Raw genomic sequence first — 22,034 nt, forward strand, 5'->3', positions numbered from 1 at the left:
GGAATTTGTTGAAATGAAACTAAAGTAACTTCGACAAAACAACTATGAATACCATTATTCAAAATATTTTAGCGTTTACCGCTGTTGGATTCGCTATATTTTTTTTAATTAGGAAATTTATTTGGAAAAAACCTAGTTCAAAAAAATCGTGTGGTGGCGATGATGGATGCGGTTGTCATTAATTGGCTTTAGCCTTTGCTATATTTATACTGCACCCAACGGACAAGTAATTTATAGTGTGATTAATGCCTGTTCCAAAAGAAAAATCTAACTGCACATTGTCCTTTAACAAATAAGCAATTCCGGCATCAAAATTTGCTTCTAAGCTATTAATATCCACAAAGCTTCCAAAAGGTTCTATATAAATTCCGAGCTTATCGGTAACTGAAATTCCTAAGGCAACAGAATAGGTTAAATCGCCGTTTCCTTCACCAAAATAATCATACCCCAAGTTATACCCTAGTCCTAATGCATCATTTATTTCATGTGAAATAGATAGCTTATTTATGGTGCCAAATGAATCATTTGTTAAACCCATTGAACCTGTTGGAAGTATAAGATGCGATACAAAGGCAATCTCGGTATTTATATCTTCCTTTTTGAATAATTGCACTTTGGTTCCTATTTCTAAATCGCTAATCCCGTTTATTTTTTGTGACGAATTTTGGTCTTTTAAACTTTCAAACTGACTCAGCACTCGCAATTCGACACCATTTGTTATACCATATCTAAACAAGGTTGTTGGGGCAAGAAGTTGGCGCTCTGAAGTAAAATCATCTTCAGTAAATCCAATTAAAATACCGGTTTCAATTTGTAAGCTTCCTTTTTCGATGGTGGACGAACTTTCGGTTTGGTCGGGTCTGTCGGTTATTATACTTTGAGAACATACCGCATAGCTCGTTAAACCCAGTATGAGTGCTAAATAATTTACTTTATTCATTCAATTAAAATAAAATTCGCCAGAATTGGGCAACTAAAAAGGTTACAATAAATCCTAAAATTACTGGCATTACAGATGCCAAAAGCGTCCACTTCACACTTTTGGTTTCCTTATAAATAGTATAAATCGTGGTGCTACAGGGGTTGTGCAACAAACTAAAAAGCATGAGGTTAACGGCCGTTAGCAGCGTCCAACCTCCGGCTCTTAAAATATCGCCCGTGGCATTTGCGGATTCCAGTTCGAACATTACACCAGCTCCAGAGCCACCCGCAATACCGGTAACTAATACGGTTAGCATTAAAATGGTTGGAATTACAATTTCGTTAGCAGGTATAGCAACAATATACGCCAATAAAATAACGCCGTTTAAGCCTAACAAAAACCCAAAACCGTCAAAAGCATTTATTGCCCATAAAGCTATACTTTGGTCGCCAATATAAACGTTTGAAATTAGCCAAATAACAGCCCCTGCCGGAGCAGCAAATACAATGGCGCGCCATAAAACAATAAGGGTTCTGTCTATTAATGATGTATAAATGGTTTTCCAAAAACGTGGCGGACGATACGGCGGTAATTCTAAATTAAAAGTAGAGACCTCCCCTTTTAACACGGTTTTGCTTAGTACCCAAGACACCAAAAACATAAAAACCATACCTAAAACCGCGATACCAATCACCGCTAGTAACGATGCTACGCTAGAAAATGCTGGTGGCACTACCGCCCCAATAAAAATAGTTGCAATTAATATTTGAGTTGGCCAGCGCCCGTTACAAAGCGAAAAGTTATTAGTAATAATTGCTATTAATCGTTCCCGCGGACTGTCGATTATTCTGGTTGCTACAACACCTGCTGCATTACAACCAAAGCCCATACTCATGGTTAAAGCTTGTTTGCCATGTGCTCCCGATTTTTTAAATAAGCTATCTAAATTAAAGGCGACACGTGGCAGATATCCAAAATCTTCCAATAAGGTGAATAAAGGGAAAAATATCGCCATGGGCGGAAGCATTACTGCTATTACCCACGCTACAGCTAAATACACCCCATCTATTAAAAAGCCATCTAACCACCAAGGCATGTTAAGACTAGCTGCAAAAGTTTTTAATGCTGGGTGAATAGTATCTAGCAACAATTCCGCTAACAACCCAGACGGATAATTAGCCCCAATAATTGTGAGCCACAACACCGTTGCTAAAATTAAAAACATGATAGGAAACCCAAAGGTTTTACTTGTAACTATTTTATCGATTTGTCTATCTAACCGGAAGCGTTTTTTAGTACTATCTACCTGTACTGTGTCACTCACAATTTGTGCAGCATCGGCATAAATACCTTCCGTTAAATTATCATGAAAATCGTCTCCTATTTGCCAGCGCAATTCGTTCGATAATTCTAAAATATGTTCAATATTTTTATTCGCCATAATATTTTAAACTAGTTCACCTGTTCTTAAGGCATTAATAATTCGCGTATCGCCTTCTAATAATCTAAAGGCAATCCATCTACTGTTGGGTACGTTTGGAAATTCCTTTTCAATTTCTGCCGCTAGTGTTTTCACCGCATTTTCAATATTACTCGGCACATTTTTAATTCTATGAGGCTTGCAAACAATATGGCCATTTGCAATTTCGCTGATGGTATGAATGAGATCTGGAATGCCTTCATTAAATCTGGCACTTGTAGGTACCACCGGAATTCCTAAATCGCGTGCTAAGGTTCTTTCATCAATGCTTATGTGATTGCGTTTCGCTTCATCCATTAAATTCAAACACAAGACTGCTTTATCGGTTATTTCAAGAATTTGAAGCACCAAATTCAGGTTGCGTTCTAAACGGTTTGCATCGGCAACAATAACCGTTACATCTGGTTTTCCAAAAAGGATAAAATCGCGTGCTGCCTCTTCATCCTCGGAAGTTGAAAGCAACGAATAGGTACCAGGTAAATCTACTAACTTGAATTTTTTCTTGTTGTATTCAAAACCCCCTTCGGCTCTGGTTACTGTTTTTCCGGGCCAATTACCCGTATGTTGACGTAAACCCGTTAATGCATTAAAAACCGTACTTTTTCCGGTATTAGGATTACCAGCTAAAGCAACCACAAAATCTACATTACTTGTATTTATTCCCAATTTTTTTAAGCCATCGGCATTAAATTGAGGACAGGTTTCGCAAGCACTTTTTACCTTTGCATCCATGATTTAATCTTTTTTAATAAGAATTTTTGCTGCCTGATCTTTTCTTAAAGCGATAGAGGTTCCTTTAATTAAGTAAGCATTAGGTTCTCCTAGCGGATTCGTTAAATCGATTTTAATATCGGCACCTTTTACGAATCCTAAATCTAATAATCGCCTTCTGCTTTCACCTCTGCTTTCTCTCGATATTCCAATAATTTTTGCCGATTCTTCTTCTTTTAAACTTGACAATCGCGCCACATTATCTTCAATCACCACTTCTTTTTCAATAGGTGCCACTGTTAAATTTGAAGCTACAATAGGTGCCAATCTAAATTCTTCGCCTTCGGATAGAAAAACGATTCTTGTTGAATTATTTTCAATCACCTTAATTAGCGAACCAATGTGAATGTTTTCGGCTAAAATCTGTTTATAAATAATTTCGGGTTCGTCTTCAATATGTGTAATTCTTCCGACCGAATTTACTGGCAACAAAGGCAATTCAACACCGCTAACTTGTGCCATCTTCCCTGTATTTGTCGGGATGGGATCGCCATGTGGATCGAATTTGGGATTTCCTAAACGTGTAGCCAAAATATTGGTTTCATCATGGCTAAGTTTATGCTCCATCATTTCTGCTCTATCATGCCATTCTTCTTTTTTAAATCCTGTTTTATCTGCTAAATACCGTTCCCAAAGACGGTGAATACGAACAATTCTTAAAGCATATTCTCTTCCAGATTCGGTTAATTTTAACACATCCGAATCAAAATAAATTAAATTATTGATGGTCATGGTTTTTATAACCTCAACAATCTGATTGTTGTTATATTTCAGCACTTGCAACAGTGTTTTGGTATCGACCTTATTGCCTGCATTTTCAAAATGATAAAGCTGTTTTAAAATATCTTCTGTAACAATCTTTTCGTTGCCTTTAAAATTGTTTTTTATAATCCAAAACCATCCTTTTACAGGTCTAAAAAGCACAAACAAAACGCCGGCTATTATAAAAAATAGAATAAGTGCATGTATAGGATTATAAGTATTCATAACTATTGACTTAAGTATAAATTTTTAGCAACTTCTTTCGAAATAATAATTTGTTTTGTTTTGGTTTCGATGGTGACAGAATCATCAAAGGGTTCAAAATCCACAACTTTAATCGTATCTCCCAATGCCATGCTGTTTTTGTTTAAATATTTTAAAAATACTTCAGAAGAATCCTTTACATGCGCCAACACACCTTCATTTCCAGATTGCATTTCTAGGATGCTTATACTTTTTCTTAGGGCATAGTTACCATTTCTGTCGGGAATGGGGTCTCCATGCGGGTCGTGTGCAGGAAAGCCTAAAAAAGCATCGAGTTCGTCCACTAATTTTAAAGATTTAATATGCTCTAATTGCTCTGCTACATCGTGTACCTCATCCCATGAAAAATTAAGCTTTTCAACTAAAAACACTTCCCATAGCCTGTGCTTTCTAATAACCGATGCCGCCGTTAGTCGTCCCGCGTCTGTTAGACTAACCCCTTGATATTTCACATAATTCACAAGGTTTTTATCGGCCAATTTTTTAACCATATCGGTAACCGAAGAAGCCTTAGACTCTATTTTTTCGGCAATCGCATTCGTACTCACCGCCTGGGTTCCTTGTTTACCTAAGTGGTAAATGGCCTTCAAATAATTTTCTTCAGATAATGTAGTCATACTTTAACTTTAGGCTACAAATATAATTATTTTTACATACATGTAAATATTTTTTTAGTCTTATCTAAAAATAAAAAATATCAAAAACATGATTTTTATCATTATTTAGACTTAATAAAAATAAGAGATTTGGTAAAAAATTTAAATATTAAACCAAATGAAACACTTATTTGTCCTCTTTTTACTCGTTACTAACAGCATCAACGCCAATAACACTTTTAATATTTCGGGTAAAATAACCACTAATAACGAATCCCTTCCCTTTGTTAATATATATTTAAAAGGCACTTCTAAAGGTGCTGTTAGTCAAGAAGATGGTAGTTTTGTAATAGACAATGTTCAAGAAGGTAATTATACCCTTATTGTATCCTTTACTGGTTTTAAAACGGTACAAAAACTTATAACCATTAAGGGAGACAACGTTAAAATCAATATTAATTTAGAAGAAGTTGAATTATTAGACGAAGTCGTAATAACCGGAACTCTTAAACCTGTAAGCAGACTTGAAAGTCCTGTTCCCGTAGAAGTGTATTCCCCAACATTCCTTAAAAAAAATCCGGCACCAAATATTTTTGAATCTTTACAAGCAGTAAATGGCGTGCGACCACAAATAAATTGCAGCGTTTGTAATACAGGCGATATACATATAAACGGCTTAGAAGGACCGTATACCCTCGTGTTAATAGATGGTATGCCTATAGTAAGCGGACTTTCTACAGTTTATGGGCTTTCTGGTATACCAAGTTCCTTAATAGAACAAGTAGAAATTGTAAAAGGTCCTGCGTCCTCTCTATATGGAAGTGAAGCTGTTGGCGGATTAATTAACGTTATTACCAAACTCCCAGAAAATGCACCCCTAGTTTTTGCAGATAGCTATACAACAGATTGGGAAGAATTTAATCTTGATTTAGGTTTTAAAACAAAAGTTGGCAAAAAAGCCAGCATGCTTTTGGGGGCCAATTATTTTAATTATTCGAACCCAATCGATGCGAACAACGATAATTTTACAGATGTTACACTACAAGACCGTATCTCTGTTTTTCAAAAATGGGATTTTCAAAGACAAAACAATCGTGTTTTTTCATTGGCGGGCCGCTTTTTCTACGAAGACCGATGGGGAGGCGAAATGCAATGGACACCAGAACATAGGCTAAGTAGCGACATCTATGGCGAGAGTATTTACACCACACGTTATGAACTAATTGGAAAATATCAATTACCTATTGATGAAAAAATGACTTTTCAGTTCTCATATTCAGATCACGATCAAAACTCGGCGTATGCTAACACCTTGTATTTAGCTAAGCAACGCATTGGTTTTGGCCAATTAACATGGGATATTTCAGACCACAACCACGATTGGTTAGTCGGCGTTTCTGGACGCTACAATTATTATGATGATAATACCCCAGTAACACAAACAGAAGACGAAATAGTTATTCCTTCATTGTTTGTGCAAGACGAAATAAAACTAAACGAAAAACATAAAATTTTACTTGGCGCCCGATACGATTACGATAAACGCCATGGTAATATTTTCACGCCTAGGTTGGCCTATAAATTTAAACCATCGGAACATGATATTCTTAGGCTTAACGCGGGTACAGGCTTTAGGGTAGTAAATCTGTTTACCGAAGAACACGCGGCATTAAACGGTGCGAGAGAGGTTGTCATTGAAGAAGAATTAAGACCGGAACGTTCGTATAATGTGAATTTAAATTACCTTAAAAAGTTCTATACCAAAAGCGGAAAAATAATAGGTATCGATGCGTCCGCTTGGTATACCACTTTTAGTAATGCCATATTACCGGATTACGACACCAACCCCAACCAAGTTATTTATGACAACTTAGATGGTCACGCATCCAGTTTGGGCTTGAGTATAAACATGGATGCTGTTATCTCCAGCAATTTTAAAGCCTTAGCTGGCTTTACCATTCAGGAAGTAACGCAAACAGAAAACGGCATTAAACAACAGCAAATTTTAACCGAGAAATACTCTGGAACCTGGTCGCTTTCCTATAAAAATTTTAATCATAATTTCTTAATAGACTATACGGGTAATGTTTATGGACCAATGCGATTACCACTTTTAGGTGATTTAGATCCGAGATCACCTGAATCGCCGGTATGGAGCATTCAAAACATACAATTTACTTTTGATGGCTTAAAGAATTTTGAAATTTATGGCGGTGTAAAAAACCTTTTAGATTGGACACCTAATAGAGGAAATCCATTTATAATAGCAAGAGCGAACGACCCTTTTGATAAAGACGTTGTTTTTGATGCCAACGGAAATGCCACACAAACAGCTAATAATCCCTATGCCCTAACCTTCGACACGGGTTATATATATGCCCCCAATCAAGGCCGACGATTGTTTTTTGGACTGCGATATACGTTAAAATAAAGAACCACTTTCATTATTTTAATTAATATATTTAGTCTCAAATTTAATGTTGAATGGCTAAACACAACGAATTAGGAAAGAAGGGAGAACAACTCGCAGTTAATTTTCTATTGGAAAATAGCTATGACATTATTGAACGCAATTACCGATTTGACAAAGCCGAAGTAGATATTATTGCCCAAAAAGACAACATTTTAGCCATTATTGAAGTAAAAACGCGCTCGACCATAGAATTTGGTAACCCACAGGATTTTGTGAAACCTGGGCAAATTCAACGACTGGTAAAAGCTGTTGATGAATACGTAAACACTAATGGTTTAGATGTTGAAGTACGTTTTGATATTATTGCCATTGTAAAAAATGGAAAAAACTATGAAATAGAGCATTTAAAGGACGCGTTTTATCATTTCTGAAATTGTAATTCTGAACTAGTTTCAGAATCTCATTATTGATAGATTTATGATGCAAAACAACTTCAGTAAGACTTATTGCATACTAAAAAAGTACTTTAAAGCATCTAAATCTAACGGTTTATCAACAATTTGCTTTTCTCTATTCAACACAAAATAAGTGGGTGTTTCGGTTACCCCGTATGCATCGCCAATTTTATTATCCCACTTACCTAGCCCTAGCACATGAATAAACTCTGGAAAGCTTTTTATTTTTTCTTTCCAAGCCTTTGCATCGTCTTCTAAGGCCACGGCAATAACTTTTATCTTATTCTTTTTGTTCGATTTTATAAGTTTTTGCAACTGTGGAATTTCATCGGAACAATGCGAACAACTAGTACTCCAAAAAACAATAATATAGTTTTCAAACCCATTGAGCTCGCTTAATTTTTTGCTAATAGTCTTATTATCTTTTTCAATGGTTACAGAAAAATCTGGAGCTTTACTTCCTATTGATATGTTTTTAAATAACGTTAAGGCATCAACAAGTTCTTTGTCGTTTAACGATTTAGCTATATCAATTAAATAATTATTAGAAATATAATTAGCAACTTCTTCATACTCTAAATCGACCATTTGTTGCCACAAGCTAAACAATAATATCCGCTTTACTTTTGCCGGAACTGTTTTCATCGCATTACAAAACACATTAATATTATGCTTATAATTTGCTATGTCGCTTTTAGATCCAGAAGTCATTCCAAACACATAATTATTCATGCGTTCCTCTAAAAAACTGGAGCTTTGAAGTGTCACATTATTAAAATCGATATTATCGAAATAATGTATTTTTAAATTTTTGACATAGGTGTGCGAATCCTCATACTTTTTGGGAATGTATGGTTTATTTGCTTTTATAAACTGAAGCGCAATGGTTTTCTCTGCTAGTTTTTCGTATTTAGCCTGTGTTTCACGCTGTATTTTAAAAATGTTAAGTAATGCGAGCGTGTCTTTTTTATGTTCTCTAAAATAATTACTAATACTTTGAGTAACGGCCGACATACTTTTTGAATACGATGCGAGTAACTTATTTTCTGTTGAAGATTTAAACGTAACTCCTGTTTCAGAATTAAAGGTTAGCGAAATATCTTCTTTGCCATTATAAATAACATCAAAATTATAGTCTTCTTGTGGTACAGCGTAAACAATTCTATAAATACCACTAGCGGCGTCTGCCCCTAATTGAATTTGAAAGCTGCCGTCTTTTTGTACTTCGGCATTTGTTATATAATCGGATACTGTGGGCGTTACTTTATATAATAATACCACCTTATAATTACTCGCTGGCGTAAACACTCCCGAAATGGTATGTTGTGCCAAAAGTAAATTTGGTAATAATAGTATTAAAGCAACAATTCTAGATAACATAGTCTTTATTTTTTTTAAAATTTTAAAGCTTTAAAGGTACAGAGTTTCAAATATTTAGACTTAAAGTGTTTATGTTTTTTTAACACAATAATTACTCCACAATGGGTTGTAACACTTTTAATGCTTGCTTAACAGATTTAACATGTTCAAAAGTTAATAAAAGTCTCAAGCCGTTTCGGGTTTGTTTCTCTTTCATTTTACATGCATTCGGGTTAGATTGGATAAACTGCAGCACTTTTGTAAAATTCTTGCTTTGGTAAAAACTACTTTGCTGATCGTTTACAAAATAACCTATAAGCTTGCCTTGTTTCATTACAATTTTTTCAAATCCAGCTTTTGTGGCCATCCATTTTATTTGCACACTATTTAATAAATCGCTCACTTGCTTAGGCAATTCGCCAAAACGGTCTATCAATTCCGATTCGAATTTCTGTAATTCAGATTCCGTTTTTAATTCATTAAGTTTGGTATATAAACTTAAACGTTCTGCGATGTTATTCACATAATCATCTGGAAACAGCAATTCAAAATCTGAATCTATCGTTACGTCTTTTACGTAAACCTTATCTTCTTCTTTTTCGTTATACAAGTCTTTAAACTCATTTTCTTTGAGTTCTTCAATCGCCTCGTTTAATATTTTCTGATAGGTTTCGAAACCAATTTCGTTTATAAATCCGCTTTGTTCGCCACCTAGTAAATCGCCTGCGCCACGAATTTCCAGATCTTTCATGGCAATATTAAAGCCACTGCCTAAATCTGTAAATTGCTCTAATGCGGTAATACGTTTTCGGGCATCATCAGTCATTGCCGAATATTCTGGAGTAATAAAATAACAAAACGCTTTTTTATTGCTTCGTCCTACACGACCACGCATTTGGTGTAAATCGCTTAATCCGAAATTATTGGCATTATTTATAAAAATGGTGTTTGCATTAGGCACATCGAGTCCGCTTTCAACAATAGTAGTACTTACTAAAACATCGAACGCACCATTTATAAACGCCAACATCAGTTCTTCCAGCTTCTTTCCATCCATTTGCCCATGACCGATACCAATTTTAGCATCTGGCACCAATCGCTGAATTAAGCCAGCTACTTCTTTGATATTTTCTATGCGATTATGAATAAAGAATATTTGTCCGCCACGTTCAATTTCGTAGCTAATTGCATCGCGAATGGCTTCTTCGGTAAATCGAATAACATGACTTTCAATTGGATATCTGTTTGGTGGTGGCGTGGTTATAACCGATAAGTCGCGAGCCGCCATTAAACTAAACTGAAGCGTTCGTGGTATAGGCGTTGCCGTTAGTGTTAGCACATCGACATTATCCTTTAAAGTTTTTAATTTTTCTTTGACTGCCACTCCAAATTTTTGCTCTTCATCAACAATAAGCAATCCTAAGTCTTTAAATTCTACATTTTTATTTACCAGTTGATGGGTGCCAATTATAATATCGACCCTGCCATTTTTTAGACCTTCGAGCGTGTCGCGTTTTTCTTTGGCAGTTCTAAAACGGTTTACATAATCGACGGTTACAGGAAAATCTTTTAAGCGTTCTTTAAAAGTTCTGGAATGTTGATACGCCAAAATGGTAGTGGGCACCAAAACGGCCACTTGCTTGCCATTATCAACCGCTTTAAACGCAGCACGAATAGCTACTTCTGTTTTTCCAAAACCTACATCGCCACAAACCAATCTATCCATAGGGCGCTCGCTTTCCATATCGGCTTTAATATCGGCGGTGGCAGTGCTTTGGTCGGGCGTGTCTTCGTATATAAAAGATGCTTCCAACTCGTGTTGCATATAGCTATCTGGATTGTATTGATAGCCTTTTTCTGTTTTTCGCTTTGCGTAAAGCTTAATCAGGTTGAAGGCAATATGCTTAACCCTTGATTTTGTTTTCTCTTTAAGCGTTTTCCAAGCGTTACTACCAAGTTTATAGATTTTTGGCGGCTTTCCGTCTTTACCATTAAACTTGGTGATTTTATGTAAGGAATGAATACTTAAATACAGCACATCGCGTTCGCCATAAACCAGTTTTATAGCCTCTTGTTTTTTGCCTTCGACATCTATTTTTTGAAGTCCGCCAAAACGCCCGATACCATGATCGATGTGGGTAACATAATCGCCAATATCTAAATTGGTTAATTCTTTTAAGGTTATGGCTTGTTTTTTAGCATAGCCATTTTTAACATGAAACTTGTGGTAACGTTCAAAAATTTGATGATCGGTGTAACAAACAAGTTGATTATCGTGATCTACAAACCCTTGATGTAAGGACAATACAATAGTTTTATATGGTTTTACATCGAGATGCGAATCGTCAAAAATATCATGAAAACGTTTTGCTTGTTGCTCGCTTACACAGGCAATATAATTGCTATAGCCTTTATCGTAATTGGCGTTTAAATCTTCAATTAGTAAATCGAATTGTTTATTAAACGATGGTTGGGGTGTGGTATTAAAAACAACCTCTGCTTTTGATGATGGCTGCTTCGTTTCGGTCGTAGTGCGGTTTGTAAAATATGTTGAAGTCCCGAATTCAATAATCGAAAAATCGAGTAGTTGCTTTTTTAAGACCGTTGAATTACAAAAAAGCTCATGTGGTTCGGCATGTTTAATATCTGAAGACAAGGTTTTGAAAGCGTCTTCAGCTTTACTATAAAAATCGTCTATTCGAGAGAAGAATAAATCGGTGTTTTTAAAACAAATCACTGTTTTTTGAGCCATGTATTGCATAAAACTTTGCCTGCTTTCCTGCAATAATTTATTGGCTACATTAGGAATGATGTTTATTTTTTTAATCTGCTCGATAGAGAGTTGAGTTTCTACATCAAAGGTTCGGATACTATCAACCTCATCGCCAAAAAACTCTAATCTATAAGGTTCGTCGTTGGAAAATGAAAACACATCCACAATACCACCTCGCACTGAAAACTCACCTGGTTCTGTAACAAAATCTACCCGTTTAAACTGGTATTCGAACAACACTTCATTTACAAAATCGATGGATAGTTTATCGTTAACTGCAACTTTAAGCGTATGTCGTTCTAACTCCTTTCTGGTTACCACTTGCTCGAACAAGGCATCTGGATAGGTAACAATAATGGCCGGTTTTTTTCTGGAATTAATCCTATTTAAAACTTCGGCACGCAACAACACATTGGCGTTATCGGTTTCTTCAATCTGGTAGGGTCTGCGATAACTCCCCGGATAAAACAAAACATCTTTATCGCCACAAAGTTGTTCTAAATCGTTTAAATAAAATGCGGCCTCTTCTTTGTCGTTAAAAACAAGTAAAAAAGGCAATTCATTTTGGTTAAAAAGACTGGAAATTACAAAGGAAAACGACGACCCAACTAAGCCTTTTATATGTATTCTACTTTGGGTCCCGATAGCTATCGGGAGGGCAATAGCACTCTGCAGATTTTGTAATTGCAAAGTCTGTGTATAGGATTGAGAAAGCATGGTTTTACTCACCTAATAATAGGGTTTAAAAGATGCAAAGATACATTTTGAATGTGTTTATTTATAAAAAATATGATTAGAATTTAAGCAATTTTTAGTAACTTTAATAGCATGAGCAATTGAGCGGCTTAAAATACACTTTAAATACACAAAATCCTTTTGCTTTTTTTGCGAAAGACGTAACTAAAAGTGAGACTGCTCCCAAGCCGCGAGAATGCTCGAAAAATTTAACTTTACAATGGCTTTGTTTTAAAAGAACAAAAAAATATGTAGGTTTGTACCACAAAATTAAAAATATATGTCGTTTTCAGATTTATTTGATAGTGGATTTAAAAGGCGTAATGAAGACCATTTTGCTGCAATTGTACGTGTAGCCATGGATGATGGTGTTATTACCCCTGAAGAAAAAGCGTTTTTAGACAGACTTGCACGTAATTTAGAAGTTAACGAGCATGACTATAAAAAAATATTAAAAGAATATAAATCGCATCCTATAAATCCGCCTTTATCTTACGATTTACGCTTAGAACGTTTGTACGATTTAGCCCGAATGGTTTATGTAGACAATATTAAAGACGAGCATGAAATTGTATTACTAGGAAAAATTGGCGTTGGCCTTGGTTTTCATCCAGAAAACGTAAAATATATTGTAGATAAAGCTTTAACGCTAGTAAAGAATGGTGTTGATTTAGACACCTTTATTACCGAAATAAAAAATATGAATAGATAAATTAACTTCGATTTTATTCACAAAAAACGCGAACAGCTTTGTTCGCGTTTTTTTTTGACGACACTAAAAAATTATGTTTTTTGTAACAAAATATATTATACTTTTACACTTTCAAATTTACTGCTAAATGCTAAAAATTAACGCGTTACTTTTAACGGTTACCTTAAGTTTCTTCTCTTTATTTCTTAATAAAACGGAGAGCAACTTATCATTTAAAGCAGTTAACCACTCGCATGACATTAAAATTGACCATTCAATTAATGCATGTGCCATTTCTGCGAGTAACACGATTGTAGAGTTTTTCAATTTCGATAAACTTAAAAAACAAAGTCAAACCAATTATTTAGAATCGTTTAAACCTTCAAACAAGGTACTTGTTAAAAACAATACTTGTTATTTAAAAGATTGCGATTTCTTTAATCTAAATTTAACTATTCGGGAAATAGTCTTTCCGTTTCATTCTTTCTTGTAACACCTTATTTTTTAATCTAATATAAAATAAAACTCAATCATAATACATGATACTATGAGGGTTTTAGCAATTCTATACAAATTAATTAAAAAATATAAACAAGATGAAAATTTCAATTGTACTCGTTTCAACCCTATTAATAATAAGTGTGTTTCTTCCATTTTTTATATTCATATTCAATGGTACAAAAAACACATCAAGCACAAAAAAAAGAATAACTTCTTTAATAAAAGATAACGGCATTATTTACAGTCTAACAGAGTTTTGGCGTAAAAATTTTATCGGCCTTAGCAACGATAATAAAATACTAACCATTGCAACTGTAAAAGATTCTGAAGTTACTTTTAACAATATAAACCTAGAAGAATTGAAAATATGCAATGTAATAAAAAACTATAATAAAGATAAAGATGGCATTGTAAGATTAAAAAGCTTGGGTTTAGAGCTTATTTTTAAGTTTCCTAGCAACAAAAATTTAATGATTCCGTTTTTTAATATCGATGACGATCTTATTGAAGACTTTGAAATACAACGTATTGAAAAATGGCATAAATTGATAACCGATGCTATTGTAAAAAGTCCATCAGTAAAGCTTGCTTCTTAAATAGTGCAAAAGCCTTATTCTCGAGTTATGAATAAGGCTTTTGATTTTCTTTTTTTAAGCCAATTTTTTGCAAGTATTTGATTGTTATAAAAGGTTATACGAATACCCCATAACAAAATAAAACCACCAATACACATTTGAATTGTAATCGTTTCATCTAGTAGTAACCAGGCTAACACTGAAGCTAAAACACCTTGCCCCAGCAAACTTACCGACACTCTTGTGGCTCTCATATGCTGCGTTGCGTAACTTATAAGCAACCACGCTAATAGCTGACAAATAACGGCCTGTGCGAGTAGCACCAACCAAGCGTCTGTAGAAAATCCAAAAAAAGCTTCGTTTAGCGCAAAATTTAGAACTCCCAAATACACCGAAGAAGCTCCTAAACTTATTAGCATAAACGTAGTGACGTTAATATAATTAAGAATATGTTTGCTTAGCAGCATATACACGGCATAAAGCATTCCAGAAAGTACTGCGAAATTAAAAGCTAAATCAAAGTCTAAGTTTTTAAACATGGAAAAGCCAACAAGCAGTACCATACCAAAAACTGCTACTGTAGTGCCAATCCAGAAATTTGTTTTTGGCTTATCCTTTAAAAAAAACAACGATATAAACCCCACCCAAACTGGCGACAAATTAGTTAATAAAGATGCCTGGGTTGCTGTAGATTCTTGTATAGCAATATTCCACACAGCCACATCACTACCAAATATAACACCGCATAAGGCAGCCAATAAACCAATTTTTACACTAGGCAGTGCAAATTGTTTTTTAAATAAAACATAGGGTAATAACAGCAAAAAAGAGAACAACATTCGGTAAAACGCAGAGATAAGTCCCGAGGTTAAACTCAATTTCACCAAAATAGGAAATATGGAAATACATATTACCCCAACAAAGAGTGCTAAACGCGGCTTTTTCATAAACAAACGGGTGTTGCTTAAATTTACTGATTCTTATTTATGTAATTTTAGCTGAATACGCTTTCGCGGAATATCAACCTCTAAAACCTTAACAACGATTTGCTGATGCAAACTTACATGTGCATTAACATCGCTTACAAAACTATCTGATAAATTTGAAACATGAATTAGTCCGCTTTCTTTTATACCTATATCAACAAAACATCCAAAATTGGTAATATTGTTTACAATTCCTGGTAGCAATTGGCCTTCCTTTAAATCGTTTATAGTTTTTATGTTTTGATTGAAGGTAAACACTTTTGCCTGCTCGCGTATATCTAAACCAGGTTTTTCGAGCTCCTTAATAATATCTTGAAGCGTTGGTAAGCCAATAGCATTTGTGCAATATTTTTTTAAATCTATTTTTTTAATTAAATCTGCATTCCCAATTAAATCGGTAACCTTCTTTCCTAAATCTTTAGCCATTTTTTCTACAATAGCATAACTTTCTGGATGTACCGCCGAATCGTCCAGTGGGTTTTTCGGGTCTTTAATTCGTAAAAAAGCAGCTCCTTGCTCAAAAGCTTTATTACCTAATCTGGGTACTTTTTTAATATCGTTTCGCGACGTAAAGGCGCCATTTTCATTGCGATATTCAAAAATATTTTCGGCTAATTTTGGACCAATACCAGACACATAACTTAACAAACTTTTACTAGCGGTATTAATATTTACACCAACCGCATTTACACAGTTTTCAACAACAGCATCTAACGATTTTTGAAGGTTATTTTGGTCTACATCATGCTGATACTGCCCCACCCCAATAGATTTGGCATCTATTTTTACCAATTCTGCCAACGGATCCTGAAGTCTTCTTCCAATAGAAATTGAGCCCCGAACGGTGACATCGTAATTAGGAAACTCTTCGCGTGCAATTTTAGATGCCGAATAAATACTGGCTCCTGCTTCGCTAACCACAAATACCTGTACGTCGTTTTTAAAATGAATTTTTCGAATAAGCGCTTCCGTTTCGCGTGAAGCGGTTCCGTTTCCAATAGCTATCGCTTCAATTTGATATGCCTCAGATAACGAACTTATCTTTTTCATGGCACCAATACTATCGCTTTTAGGTGGATGCGGATAGATGGTTTCATTATATAGCAAACTGCCTTGCGCATCTAAACACACTATTTTACACCCTGTTCGGAACCCTGGATCGATTGCCAGTACTCGCTTTTCACCCAAAGGGGAACCTAACAATAACTGTTTTAAATTTTTCGCGAATACCGAAATAGCTGCTTCATCGGCTTTCACTTTAGCATTTTGTAATGCTTCATTACTTAACGATGGGAACAACAACCTTTTGTAAGCATCTTTGATGGCTATCTGTATTTGTTCTGCACAATCGTTGTTAGAACGAATAATTCTATCTTCAATTTTAGCTAAGGCTTTTTCGTCGTCTATTTCTATTTTCACCTTGATAAACCCTTCGCTTTCGGCTCTTAAAATTGCCAACAATCGGTGTGATGGGATACGATTTAAAGATTCTTCCCAATCAAAATAATCTCTGAATTTTTGAGCGTTTTCTTCAGATTCTTTTGCCTTTACCACATTGGTGGAAATCATAGCAAATCGCTCTAATTGATGGCGAATGTTATTTCGAATATCGGTACGCTCGTTAATCCATTCGGCAATAATATGTCTGGCACCTTCTAAAGCTTCTTCAACTGAAGATAGGTCTCCTTTTACATACTTAAACGCTAAAGATTCCACATCATTAGCATTTTGACTCATAATAATCTTAGCCAAAGGTTCTAAACCGTTTTTCCTTGCGGTTTCGGCTTTTGTTTTCCGACTTTTCTTAAAAGGTAGGTATAAATCTTCGAGCGTTATTAAATCTTGCGAAGCTTCAACTTTTTGTTTTAATTCTGAAGTTAAGACGCCTTGGTCTTCGAGCGCTTTTAAAATCGTAGTTTTTCGTTTTTCTAGGGCTTCAAATTCGTCTTTAAATTTTACAATGTCGCTAATTTGAACTTCATCTAAATTTCCTGTGAGTTCTTTGCGATAGCGAGATATAAACGGTACTGTACAATCATCATTTAATAATTGAACCGTGTTTTTAATTGAACTTTCTGGAAGTTGTGTGCGGGAGCTTATATAATGTAAAAGTTGCATATATTTTTTTAAAATCAACGCAATTTAGAAAACTATCTAAAGCTAAAATAGATTTTAAGAAAACTTATGCAACTTTTTTAAATAAATCTAAACATGGACATTTAGAACAGCGTTTGCTCTCGCCCTTTTTATATTTTTTGCAACAACTATCTTTTACATTATCTGCAATAATACCTGCTTTTTGTAATTTTTTAATTGCTTTTTTCTGCTTTTTCTTTTTGCCCAAAACAAATACAACTTATTGTTACTTAAGCAAAAGTAGTTTATTTTTAATTAATCTAAATAAGATTTATGTTAAAATTATTGAGGATTGTTGGCCGCAGCAGTACTTACAGTAAGTTGCTGAATGTCTCTATCGAATAAGTAAAGACCGCCTTTATCGTCGCCAATTAGATTAATTTTATCAAGAATAGTTCTTGCTACTGCTTCTTCTTCGATTTGCTCTGCTACATACCATTGTAAAAAGTTATGTGTTGCATAGTCTCTCTCCTGCAATGCAGCATGTACTAAATCGTTGATACTTTCAGATACAAATACTTCATGTTTTAAAAGCATTTCAAACATCTCTTTAAACGAATTAAATGTTACGTTTGGTGCTTTTAATTCCGATACATGCGCATGCCCGCCACGTTCGTTAACAAACTTAACTAGTTTTAACATGTGTTCGCGCTCTTCGTCTGACTGATCGTACATAAAACCTGCAACGCCTTCTAAACCTTTTACTTCTGCCCAACATGCCATGGCTAAATAAATTTGAGAAGACTCTGCTTCAATTCTAATTTGACCGTTAAGGGCCTTTTCTATAACTTTTGATAACATAATATTGACTTTTTGTAAAGTTACAGATTCTTTTAAAACAAGTATAAAATTTATGACGATAAATATGCCTACTTATGTTAATTTTTTGACAAAATAAGTATGTGACATGGCAGCGTTAAACATGCCTCTTAAAAATGAGCCATAGATTTAATCTTTTTAAAAGTAATTACAAACAAAAAATCTCGTTTTCCATTTAATAGAAAACGAGATTTTGTATGTTTTAAATTAATAAAAATTAATTTCCTGCTTGTTTTTTAGCGTCTTCAATCATCTTTTCGTTAGGCAAAATAGCAATGTTTACACGACGGTTTTTTGCACGCCCTTCGGCAGTAGCATTGTCATGAACAGGTTGCGATTCGCCAAACCAATTGGTTGTTAAACGCCCGCTACTAATGCCGTTTGCAGTTAAGTAATTTGTTACTGCATACGCTCTGTTTTTAGAAAGCGTCATATTATATTCATCTGAGCCTTGGCTATCGGTATGTCCAACCACTAACAAATTCGTGTCTGGATATTCTTTAAACACAGCAATTAATTTTTTTAATGTTGCTTGTGATGCCGCATTAATGTCAAATTTATTGGTTGCAAAATACACACCGCTGGTTTCATCGAAAGTAACAACAATACCATCGTCTACACGCTCTACTTGTGCTCCTGGGATTTCTTGTTCTATTTTTTGCGCTTGTTTATCCATTTTGTTGCCGATAAGCACTCCTGCGCCTCCACCAACAACACCGCCAATAACAGCACCTAATTCGCCATTACCACCTTTGCCTACGTTATTACCAATAATGGCTCCTAAAATAGCGCCGCCAGTTGCACCAATAACAGCTCCTTTTTGTTTATTGTTTGCATTTTGAATGGCTTTACAGTTTGTTAAACTTATAGCTACCAAAAGTGTGAATAGTAAAATGCCAGTTTTCTTTATAATTGTTTTCATTAGTATTTTTATTATTTATTAAAATTCATTGTTATTGTAAAAGGTTTTCCATCAACAGAAACCGTTTGTTGCCATTGCATGTAAGTGTCAGATAATGATGTTAAACTCAATCTAAATCCTTGATTGGTTTCAGATTTATGTTTTTCGTCTGTTGGCTTCAATAAAAAATCATAAAGCCCTGTCGCTGCATCTACTTCTTGAATGGTAAACACAAAACTTCTTAAACCTGTTGAGCAACTAGAATCGTTTATATTATAACTTCCTGTATTGTTGTTAGGAACAAACTGCCAAGTGCTACCTTCAAAACAATCTTTGTTTGTATCGTTTAACAAGGTTACATTATATTTTCCGGGTTGACTGTAAGTTATAGTACTTAACGTCCAGTCGCCCTTTATAACCTTTTTGGAAACTCGAACAGTTTTAGAAGTGCCACAGCTCATGAAGCCTATGGTTAATAATAGTAAAATGATTTTTTTCATAATTAGTGTTTTTTTAAGTTGCAAATATGCAACGAACTGGGAATTTTTTTGTAAAAATAATGTTAATAATATTACATAAGATATATACGTAAACATTGTAAAGGTAGACGTTTGTTTCATCTATTTTACATTAGTTTTAAAAGATTTTAGATCCTAATCTGTAAGAAGGAACTAGTTTCGAAAAACTAAGCTACAAACAGCAGTAAATTGTTTCAATATGTTTGCAATCAATCACCTAGCTTATTTGCAAGCCATTCGCAACATTTTTGTCATCTGGATTAACGAATACCAATTTACCTTCAGCAGTTTCGGTCATTAAAATCATACCCTGACTTTCTACACCTCTAAGTGCTCTTGGTGCTAGATTAACTAAAACCGTAACACGCTTGCCAACCACTTCTTCTGGCGTAAAACTCTCGGCAATTCCAGAAACAATAGTGCGTACATCGATGCCTGTATCTACCTTTAAAACCAATAATTTTTTAGCTTTTGGCATTTTCTCTGCTTCTAAAATGGTTCCCACGCGAATATCCAATTTGGTAAAATCATCGAATGTAATCGTCTCTTTTTGTGGCTCAACCACTTTTTTAGAGGCTTCGTTGGCTTTTTTACTTGCAATTAATTTATCTAATTGAAATTGAATGGTTTCATCTTCAATTTTTGAGAATAATAATTCTGCTTCACCAATTTGATGTCCTGAAGGGATTAAAATTTCTTTAGTTGAAATATCGTTCCAAGACATCGCGATTGTGCCCGACGTAACATTTAGCATAGATTTTAGTTTCGCAGAAGTAAAGGGTAAAAATGGCTCGCTTAAAGTGGCCAAAGCCGAAGCTATTTGTAGGGCAACGTACATGATAGTTTGTGTACGGGCTTCGTCGTATTTAAACACTTTCCAAGGCTCTTCATCGGCTAGATACTTGTTTCCAAGTCTTGCCAGATTCATTAATTCCTGTTGTGCTTCTCTAAAACGGTATCTTTCAATCGAGCTAGAAATGACGTCTGGATAGGCTTTAACAGCTGCCAAGGTTTCTTGGTCTACTTCCGAAAATTCGTTAGGCACTGGAACGATTCCGTTATAATATTTGTGCGTTAAAACGATGACTCTATTAATGAAATTTCCAAAAATAGCCACCAATTCGTTGTTATTTCGTGCTTGAAAATCTTTCCAAGTAAAATCGTTATCCTTAGTTTCTGGCGCATTGGCTGTTAATGCATAACGCAACACATCTTGCTGACCAGGGAATTCTTTTAAATAGTCTGGCAACCACACGGCCCAGTTTTTTGAGGTTGATAATTTATTGCCTTCTAAATTTAAAAACTCGTTGGCTGGTACATTATCTGGTAAAATATAAGATCCTTCGGCTTTTAACATCGCAGGGAAAATAATGCAATGAAATACAATATTGTCTTTCCCTATAAAATGCACTAATTTGGTGTCTTTATCTTTCCAGTAAAGTTCCCAATCTTTTCCAACACGTTGTGCCCATTCTTTAGTGGACGAAATATAGCCAATAGGTGCATCAAACCAAACGTAAAGCACTTTGCCTTCGGCACCTTCAACAGGCACAGGAATACCCCAATCTAAATCGCGGGTAACGGCACGCGGACGTAACCCATCATCTATCCACGATTTTACTTGTCCGTATACATTCGGTTTCCAGTCCTTTTTATGGCCTTCTAAAATCCATTTGCGCAAAAATGCTTCATGCTTATCTAAAGGTAAAAACCAGTGTTTTGTTTGTTTTAATGTGGGTACATTACCTGTTAATGCCGATTTCGGATTAATTAAATCGGTCGCATTTAAACTACTGCCACAACTTTCGCACTGGTCGCCATAAGCTTCCTCGTTTCCACATTTTGGGCAGGTTCCAGTAACAAATCGATCTGCTAAAAACTGATTTGCCTTTTCGTCGTATAATTGCTCGGTAGTTTCTTCAATAAAATCGCCTTTATCATACAGCGTTTTAAAGAATTCTGAAGCCGTTTCATGATGAATCTTTGCTGAAGTTCTCGAATAATTATCAAACGAAATCCCAAATTCTTCGAAGGATTTTTTAATAATAGCATGATATTTATCTACCACATCTTGAGGCGACACACCTTCATTCTTAGCTTTTATAGTAATTGGCACCCCATGTTCGTCGCTTCCACCAATAAAAACCACATCGTTTCCTGTTAAACGTAAATAACGCGCATAGATATCTGCAGGCACGTAAACTCCGGCTAAATGCCCAATATGAATAGGTCCGTTGGTATAAGGCAATGCCGATGTTATGGTATATCTTTTTGGTGTGTTCATCTTTTTCGAAAAGTAATGTCTGGTCGAGCGCAGTCGAGACCTAATTAAAAACCTCTCGACTGCGCTCGAGGGGACAAAAATATAATAGTATTC

Annotated in this window: 18 protein-coding genes and 1 pseudogene; 6 read left to right on the forward strand and 13 right to left on the reverse strand. The window is 35.1% G+C overall.

What is annotated here, in order from left to right; all coding sequences use genetic code 11:
• Window positions 1-44 precede the first annotated feature (44 nt).
• Entirely contained in the window at window positions 45-182 is a 138-nt protein-coding gene (locus ACFQ0I_RS02410; protein ID WP_379939016.1) for a FeoB-associated Cys-rich membrane protein, read from the forward strand.
• On the opposite strand, the gene ACFQ0I_RS02415 is transcribed toward ACFQ0I_RS02410, so the two are convergent.
• From ACFQ0I_RS02415 to ACFQ0I_RS02430, 4 genes and pseudogenes are all read right to left on the reverse strand, one after another.
• Entirely contained in the window at window positions 179-940 is a 762-nt protein-coding gene (locus tag ACFQ0I_RS02415) for a transporter (protein ID WP_379939017.1), read from the reverse strand. The genes ACFQ0I_RS02410 and ACFQ0I_RS02415 overlap by 4 nt on opposite strands.
• A 4-nt stretch (window positions 941-944) precedes the next feature.
• Window positions 945-3,134 (reverse strand): annotated as a pseudogene (gene feoB, locus ACFQ0I_RS02420) (ferrous iron transport protein B).
• Window positions 3,135-3,137: 3 nt separating this feature from the next.
• Entirely contained in the window at window positions 3,138-4,160 is a 1,023-nt protein-coding gene (locus ACFQ0I_RS02425) for a metal-dependent transcriptional regulator (protein ID WP_379939018.1), read from the reverse strand.
• A gap of 2 nt (window positions 4,161-4,162) precedes the next feature.
• Complete coding sequence (locus ACFQ0I_RS02430) at window positions 4,163-4,816, reverse strand: metal-dependent transcriptional regulator (RefSeq protein ID WP_379939020.1); 654 nt, start codon at window positions 4,814-4,816, stop codon at window positions 4,163-4,165.
• 157 nt (window positions 4,817-4,973) lie between these two features.
• On the opposite strand from ACFQ0I_RS02430, the gene ACFQ0I_RS02435 reads away from it, so the two are divergent.
• Window positions 4,974-7,226: a TonB-dependent receptor gene (locus ACFQ0I_RS02435; RefSeq protein ID WP_379939021.1), complete on the forward strand. Its 2,253-nt coding sequence runs from the start codon at window positions 4,974-4,976 to the stop codon at window positions 7,224-7,226.
• Between the two features lie 53 nt (window positions 7,227-7,279).
• Window positions 7,280-7,639, forward strand: coding sequence for a YraN family protein (locus ACFQ0I_RS02440; protein WP_379939022.1), 360 nt, complete (start codon window positions 7,280-7,282; stop codon window positions 7,637-7,639).
• Window positions 7,640-7,711: 72 nt separating this feature from the next.
• Here ACFQ0I_RS02440 and ACFQ0I_RS02445 read toward each other — a convergent pair whose 3' ends face one another.
• Both ACFQ0I_RS02445 and mfd read right to left on the reverse strand, forming a co-directional pair.
• Window positions 7,712-9,043, reverse strand: a complete 1,332-nt coding sequence (locus ACFQ0I_RS02445) for a TlpA family protein disulfide reductase (protein ID WP_379939023.1) — start codon at window positions 9,041-9,043, stop codon at window positions 7,712-7,714.
• Between the two features lie 91 nt (window positions 9,044-9,134).
• The gene (mfd, locus tag ACFQ0I_RS02450; protein WP_379939025.1) at window positions 9,135-12,524 is read right to left on the reverse strand and encodes a transcription-repair coupling factor; all 3,390 of its coding nucleotides are present in this window, start codon (window positions 12,522-12,524) and stop codon (window positions 9,135-9,137) included.
• Window positions 12,525-12,810: 286 nt separating this feature from the next.
• Here mfd and ACFQ0I_RS02455 point away from each other — a divergent pair, with 286 nt between their 5' ends.
• From ACFQ0I_RS02455 to ACFQ0I_RS02465, 3 genes are all read left to right on the forward strand, one after another.
• Window positions 12,811-13,242, forward strand: a complete 432-nt coding sequence (locus tag ACFQ0I_RS02455) for a tellurite resistance TerB family protein (RefSeq protein ID WP_379939027.1) — start codon at window positions 12,811-12,813, stop codon at window positions 13,240-13,242.
• A 127-nt stretch (window positions 13,243-13,369) separates the two neighbouring features.
• Window positions 13,370-13,714: a hypothetical protein gene (locus tag ACFQ0I_RS02460; protein WP_379939029.1), complete on the forward strand. Its 345-nt coding sequence runs from the start codon at window positions 13,370-13,372 to the stop codon at window positions 13,712-13,714.
• Between the two features lie 103 nt (window positions 13,715-13,817).
• Window positions 13,818-14,318, forward strand: a complete 501-nt coding sequence (locus tag ACFQ0I_RS02465; protein ID WP_379939031.1) for a hypothetical protein — start codon at window positions 13,818-13,820, stop codon at window positions 14,316-14,318.
• Window positions 14,319-14,332: 14 nt separating this feature from the next.
• On the opposite strand, the gene ACFQ0I_RS02470 is transcribed toward ACFQ0I_RS02465, so the two are convergent.
• The 7 genes from ACFQ0I_RS02470 to metG form a co-directional block, all read right to left on the reverse strand.
• The gene (locus ACFQ0I_RS02470; RefSeq protein ID WP_379939033.1) at window positions 14,333-15,244 is read right to left on the reverse strand and encodes a DMT family transporter; all 912 of its coding nucleotides are present in this window, start codon (window positions 15,242-15,244) and stop codon (window positions 14,333-14,335) included.
• A 33-nt stretch (window positions 15,245-15,277) separates the two neighbouring features.
• Entirely contained in the window at window positions 15,278-17,401 is a 2,124-nt protein-coding gene (locus ACFQ0I_RS02475) for a Tex family protein (RefSeq protein WP_379939035.1), read from the reverse strand.
• Between the two features lie 64 nt (window positions 17,402-17,465).
• Window positions 17,466-17,627 (reverse strand): hypothetical protein, encoded by a 162-nt coding sequence (locus ACFQ0I_RS02480; protein ID WP_379939037.1) that lies wholly within the window; start codon window positions 17,625-17,627, stop codon window positions 17,466-17,468.
• 74 nt (window positions 17,628-17,701) lie between these two features.
• Entirely contained in the window at window positions 17,702-18,220 is a 519-nt protein-coding gene (locus ACFQ0I_RS02485) for a ferritin (protein WP_379939038.1), read from the reverse strand.
• A 235-nt stretch (window positions 18,221-18,455) separates the two neighbouring features.
• On the reverse strand, window positions 18,456-19,160 hold the full coding sequence (locus tag ACFQ0I_RS02490) for an OmpA family protein (protein WP_379939039.1): 705 nt from the start codon (window positions 19,158-19,160) through the stop codon (window positions 18,456-18,458).
• An 11-nt stretch (window positions 19,161-19,171) separates the two neighbouring features.
• Window positions 19,172-19,600 (reverse strand): lipocalin family protein, encoded by a 429-nt coding sequence (locus ACFQ0I_RS02495; protein WP_379939942.1) that lies wholly within the window; start codon window positions 19,598-19,600, stop codon window positions 19,172-19,174.
• 274 nt (window positions 19,601-19,874) lie between these two features.
• Window positions 19,875-21,941: a methionine--tRNA ligase gene (gene metG / locus ACFQ0I_RS02500; protein WP_379939041.1), complete on the reverse strand. Its 2,067-nt coding sequence runs from the start codon at window positions 21,939-21,941 to the stop codon at window positions 19,875-19,877.
• Between the last annotated feature and the right edge of the window lie 93 nt (window positions 21,942-22,034).

Source organism: Mariniflexile aquimaris (assembly GCF_042676825.1).
GTDB classification, from domain to species: Bacteria; Bacteroidota; Bacteroidia; order Flavobacteriales; family Flavobacteriaceae; genus Mariniflexile; species Mariniflexile aquimaris.